Genomic DNA, 5,897 nt, shown 5'->3' with positions numbered 1-5,897 from the left:
TGAGTACATCCCTGAGTCCTTCCCCAAAGAGATTAAAGGAAAGGACAACAACCAGAATGGCGATGCCCGGTATGAAAGTCAGCCAGGGTGCATCAAAAATGAAATTTTTGCCGTTTGAAAGGATATTGCCCCAGGTGGCGTCGGGCGGCGGCACCCCAAACCCCAAGAAGCTCAAGCCGGCTTCCGTCAAAATAGCCGAAGCAATCCCGATGGTGGCAGAGACCAGCACAGGCGCGATGGCGTTGGGCATAATATGGCGAAAAATGATCCTGAAGTTGCTGACGCCGAGGGCTCGTGCAGCCGCCACGAAATCCTGTTCTCTCAACGAGAGAAACTCCGCGCGCACAAAGCGCGTGGTGCCCATCCAACTGGTCAGCCCGATGACAATCATAATGTTGTAAATACTTGCAGGGAGCAAGGCTACTACCGTGAGGATCAAAAAGAAGCTGGGGAAGCAGAGCATGATATCCACGATACGCATGATCAGAGTGTCAACGGAAACCGTATTGATAAGCATAAGACGTGCCCATGTTGGCCGGCTCCCATACCTGACCCTTTTTTTTGCCAGATGATGATAATAGATGTGTGCAAAGGCAAGCAGCAAAAGCATTGCACCGAAAAGGATGAAATCAGCAGCGATAAAAACGATGCCGGCGACAAAAAGACCCGTCAAAAGCAAATGTTCGACCCGGATGTTATGTTGTCCAAAGTAGCCGGCGATGCCTCCCATGAATATGCCGATGAGTACGGATATCCCCACAGCCACAAATCCGACCGTCAGGGAAACCCAGGCTCCCTGGAGCATTCTGGCAAAAACATCGCGCCCCAGATCATCGGTTCCCATCAGGTAGATGCCCAGTGTGGGGACTTCTTCAGGCTGTAAAGAATCAAGGTGCGGTTCAGCCAGCGGCGGGCGCAGCTTTTCCTGGAGGCGGATCAAGGCAGGGTCGAGTACCGGATTGGTACCGGAGGTCAAAAAAAGCCCGATTAGTGCACTTAAGAAAAAAAGGATGAAAATAAACAGCCCCACAATGGCCAGCCGGTTTTGTCTGAAAAGGAGCCAGAATTCTTTCCACCGGGTCCGTTTTGGTGCCAGGGGCTGGTCGAATTGAAAATCCTTGTTAAATCCTGCCTCTAGGTTCATTATATTGTTTCCTGTCCGGGTTTAAAACTTTCACCTTTCAAGCGAAAAACTTTAGCAGCTAATAGTTTTCAGTATGCGTTCACAGGTTCAGTGTTCAACGTTCAGGGTTACCTTTCTGTTGGGTTCACAGAATCAGAGTTCACCACTGCCTGACCGACGGCAGGCGAGGTTCAGGGTTATCTTTTTGATGCGCTCACAGGTTTCCCGCCACTGGTTGGATTCAACGTTGTCTTTAGTCGTTGAACCCTGGTCGCCTACGGCGCCGCCAAAGGCGGGTAAACCTCTGAACCCTGAACCTTTGAACCCTTGAACGGTTACTATTTTCACAGGCGTATCCTCGGGTCGACGACAATGTAAAGGAGGTCCGAGATAAAGGTGCCGGCCAGCACCAGCACCGCTGAAGCAAAGTTGACCGTCAGAATAACGGGGTAATCTCTGGCCAGAATGGCCTCATAGGCCATGCGCCCCATGCCGGGCCAGGCAAAGATGGATTCGATAATAACGGAACCGCCGATCAGTCCCGGTAAAATCAGGCCGAACATGGTGACAAAGGGCAGCAGGGCGTTTCGCAGAGCATGTTTATAGTGGACCTGTTCCGGTGGCAGCCCTTTGGCCCAGGCGGTGCGGATGTAATCTTGGCTTTGAACTTCCAGCATCTGACTGCGAACATACCTGGAGAGAACCGCGATGCCGCCGGTGGCACCCAGGCCTGCGGGAAGCAGCAGATGCCAGATCCTGTCCATGAATACGTACGGCAGCGAAGCGTCTCCAAGCCCGAATGTTTCCATACCGATCACCGGCACATGCAAACGGGTTACTACGAAAATAATCAGGATATAGGCAAAGAAAAAGCCGGGAATCGAAATTAAAAGATAGGATAAAAATGTGGCGCTGCGATCGTAAAGGCGGCCTCTGAAAATGGCCGAGCGGATTCCGATAGGAAAAGAGATCGTCCAGGTAAGGATAGTGCCCACAATGAAAAGCGGCAGGCTGTTTAAGAATCGTTCCCAGATCTTTTTCAAGACCGACTGGTTGTCCTTCCAGGAGACGGTTTTTCCGGTGAAAAGATCTCGATAAAAGTAGAAGTACTGGACATGCAGGGGCTTGTCCAGGTGAAACTCTTTTTGAAATCGTTCCACCATCTCGGGAGTAAACTTGGGATTGAGGGGGTCCACCTGGCTGGGTTTGCCCGGTGCCAGGTGAATGATCAAAAAGGATACGATGGAGACAAAGAAAAGAGTGATCGTTTTTTGAACAATACTGCGGCCGATAAATGATACCATGGGTTTACCCCTCGTCCAACATTAAGGGCGTTTTGGCAAGCTTTATCCATTTGTTAAAATGAAACGCGTAGTTTCCGGTCTTGGTCGGTTTGATCATCTCATAGCGCATATTGCCGTCGTCGTCGACGGTTTTTAGTACGATGCGTTTGTCTAAGACGGCCGTCCATTTGCCCACATACAGGAACGTGTATGGCTGCTGACGAGCGATAATTTCATGAAGTTTGCGGGAGTATTCGACCTGGCGACTGTGATCGTATTCCTGCCGGATCTTGATGATGAGATCGTCGGCCTCGGTATTTTTGAATCCTACAAAATTAAGCTGATAAGGATTGGTCTGGCTCGAATGCCATATCTGGTACAGATCAGGGTCAATACCCATCTGCCATCCTAAGATAAGGGCGTCAAAATCTGCCTTGTTCACCCGCTCCTGAATAAATACGGACCACTCTAAAAGATCGGTACGAACATCGATGCCGATCTGTCTCCACGCATCCTGGGCAATGGCCAGTATAGCTTTGCGTAAGTCATTGCCGTTGTTGGTGATGAGAGTGAAATTAAATGTTTCGCCGTTTTTTTCAAGCCGGCCGGCTTGGTTGCGTTTCCAACCGGCCTCCTCCAGTAATTTTAAGGCACCTTCGGGATCATAAGGCAGCGGCTTGATAGAGTGGTTATAATAATCGGTCTGTTTGACAAACGGTCCGGTGATCTTCTCTCCCTGCCCATAAAGCACATAGCGGATGATTTTATCTATATCAATGGCCATACCCAAAGCTCTTCTAACGCGCGGATCATCAAAGGGCTTTCTGCGGATATTGTACCCGATATAAGTATAGCCGAAGGCCGCGCCGGAAAAGTTTTGGAACTTGGGATCTTTTTGCAGGCGGTTTACCTGGTGTGGTTGAACACTGTAGCTGTCAATAGTACCGGCATAAAATTCCATTTCCTGGGTCAACAGGTCCGGTATTACACGATAGATATAGCGCTTATAGTTGGGCGGCCCCTCCCAGTAGTCGTCAAAGCGATCCAGGGTGATGTATTGATCTGATTTCCAGTTGCGGAACTTAAAGGGTCCGCATCCGACGGGCTGCCGGTTGAAAGCACTCTGACGTATGGAAAAAGTCTTAGGGTCTTTACCAAGAGCGAGGGCTTCATTTTTGAGAGCCCGGGAGTTGAGCAGATGCTCGGGGAGGATCCCCATACCCCAGGTTCCGACGGCGGGAGAGTAGAGCCGCTTGTAAACGATTCTGACAGTCAGCGGATCAACTACTTCTACAGCCTTGACCGGCTCGTAATCGGCTATGCGCGGTGAAAGATTCTTGGGATCCATAATCGATTCAAAAGTAAATTTGACATCATGGGCATCAAAAAGATGGTTGTCATGAAATTTTACCCCGGGCCTCAGGTGAAAAAGTAGGATGGGATTATGCGCGGTGGCCGGCAAAAGCTCCCGGGCATATGCAGCCAACTTTTCTTTTGCAAGCGAATGATCGGTACTCAGAAACTTTTCGGCGTTAAAAGATTTAAAATAGCTTGAACCCAGAAGGTGCGCAAGGTTTTGAAACAGATCCTGATCGACACGGTCCAAAACCAGCTTGATTCTGGCAGGTGCGGTTACGCTGATATTTACGTCTATTTTCTTATCTTTGGCGGTAGGATCTTTTTCCGGCCTGGTTACAACAAATTTGTGGGGAGGAATAAAAGAAATGTCGCTGATATGGTCTAAAGATTCTTTCAAATTAGCTGGCGCTATGCTTTCATTTTGCTTTGCATTTTTCAGAAAGGCCACCAATTCTTTTGGGCCTGCTATTTGCAGGCCGGGGACACGGGCGGATTTGTTGATGTAAAAATAGGCCTCTTCATAGACATCCCAGGAAGTAGCCAGACGTCCTCTGAAGCGCAATTGCTCATCGCGATCAATAAGCCCTTCAAAGACCATGCCGTTGATAGTGCTGCTGGCCGAGTCCGCTGATAAAATGGGGTTCAAAATACTGGCGTCACCGATGGACCCCATAATGTACTGATTGAGTCGTTCAGGGTTTCCCCGTGTCTGTTGTTCGTAGGTGGGGACCCAGAAATAGGATTGCAGCAAGACCAGGGTTAGAAATATGGGTGCGAAAATGAGGACTCGTCTGGTAGTCATATTTGTTAACGGATAGCATCCCCTTGAGCTTTAACTCAATTGAGGTCTAAGTAAATGTTATTAAAGGATAAACAGTGTAAGATATAAACATAAGAAATTAGCGGGGGTGAGTCAAGGAAAAAGCGCTTCAAAAAAAAGCGGGCTACGTTTTAACTGCGACCCGCTTTTTAAAATTTCAGACCTCGTCATTCATCAGATAAAAATGACCGTAGACCTTTATATACTGCGGGATTGCAAAATAATTGGACATCGGTCGGTCTGGTTAGGAGGTTCAGGGTTCAGCGTTCAGCCTCCGGCCAGTAGGGGCCTACGCCCCGGAGGGGGTGAATCGCTTCACGCTTATTCCCTATGTCATTGAATTCATAGGGACAATTAAATGAGGGGCCAACCTCTGAACCTTTGAACGTTGAACCTTTGAACCCAACTTTTTGATTAGAGATGGAACGTTTTGTCCAAAAAATCACCGCATCATCTATCATTATTTACGAGATCTGAATTTATTTACAGGGGCTTATTCTGCCGGCGCCGGGGCTTTGGCCGCCTCTGCTTGCAGTTCTGCCAGAATATTATTGATAGCCTCCATTTTTTGCTTGACTAAATCAAGCTTAAGGTCATCGATGTCGAGCTCGGCGGCTTCGGCAAGATAGCCCTTGGCCTCCTCATAAGCGGCAATGGTTCCTTTGCTTTCAGCAACACTAGTTTTAAACATGAGGATCATCAGATCAATATCGTTTAAACGAGCTTGTGCAATTTGGCTGGCTTCAGCTGAGGTTGCATATGACATCGCCGTGTTCAGATAATCGCGGATGCCTTCAAAATCAGGCATGCCCGGAACTTGAAGCAATGTATCGGCCTTTTCAACATAATAGTTTGAAATAAGCGGAAAGATATCTGTTTTGGAGTAGACATCTTTTATGGTTTCAGGGGGTTGCACTCCCGGAAGCATTATCAGCAGTTCTTCACCCATGGGTGAGAATCCGCCCTTCCAGATTTCAACTGTGCCATCGGCTGGTTTAATGTAATATTTGTTACTGTTCATTGAACTGGCAGCAATGATAAGTGCAATCAGAAGAACAAAAACAGCTGCAGTATATTTCATGGCCTTTTCCATGGGATCGTCAACGGTTGTATCAACATCAGCCGGGGGACCACAAGTTATAGATACTTCCGGCTCAACGACTTTTTCAGTGGCAGCCTTTTCAGCGGCGGCTTTTTCAGCGGCGACCTTTTCAGCGTCGGCTTTTTCAGCAGCGACCTTTTCAGCAGCGACCTTTTCAGCAGCGGCTTTTTCAGCAGCGACCTTTTCAGCAGCGACCTTTTCAGCAGCGGC

General features: G+C 48.5%; 5 protein-coding genes. All 5 read right to left on the bottom strand.

What is annotated here, in order from left to right:
• Positions 1-1,144: ABC transporter permease (locus tag V3S16_RS11100; protein ID WP_413884910.1), on the bottom strand; the 1,144-nt coding region annotated here is incomplete at its 3' end.
• 132 nt (positions 1,145-1,276) lie between these two features.
• Positions 1,277-1,471 (bottom strand): hypothetical protein, encoded by a 195-nt coding sequence (locus V3S16_RS11095; protein ID WP_413884908.1) that lies wholly within the window; start codon positions 1,469-1,471, stop codon positions 1,277-1,279.
• Positions 1,468-2,427, bottom strand: coding sequence for an ABC transporter permease (locus V3S16_RS11090; protein WP_413884906.1), 960 nt, complete (start codon positions 2,425-2,427; stop codon positions 1,468-1,470). Before V3S16_RS11090 ends, V3S16_RS11095 begins: the two co-directional genes overlap by 4 nt.
• 4 nt (positions 2,428-2,431) lie before the next feature.
• The gene (locus V3S16_RS11085) at positions 2,432-4,567 is read right to left on the bottom strand and encodes a peptide-binding protein (protein ID WP_413884904.1); all 2,136 of its coding nucleotides are present in this window, start codon (positions 4,565-4,567) and stop codon (positions 2,432-2,434) included.
• A gap of 511 nt (positions 4,568-5,078) precedes the next feature.
• Positions 5,079-5,897, bottom strand: an 819-nt coding sequence (locus tag V3S16_RS11080) for a hypothetical protein (protein WP_413884902.1), incomplete at its 5' end; no start/stop codon positions are given.

The organism is Candidatus Desulfatibia sp. (assembly GCF_036446775.1).
Lineage (GTDB): Bacteria > Desulfobacterota > Desulfobacteria > Desulfobacterales > UBA11574 > Desulfatibia_A.
Note: the sequence above shows the minus strand (reverse complement) of the source record. Positions and strands in the feature narration are given on the sequence as shown.

Excerpts from the sequence above, each read along its gene's own strand:
- V3S16_RS11090 (WP_413884906.1), bottom strand. The coding sequence starts at position 2,427 with ATGGTATCATTTATCGGCCGCAGTATTGTTCAAAAAACGATCACTCTT.
- V3S16_RS11085 (WP_413884904.1), bottom strand. The coding sequence starts at position 4,567 with ATGACTACCAGACGAGTCCTCATTTTCGCACCCATATTTCTAACCCTG.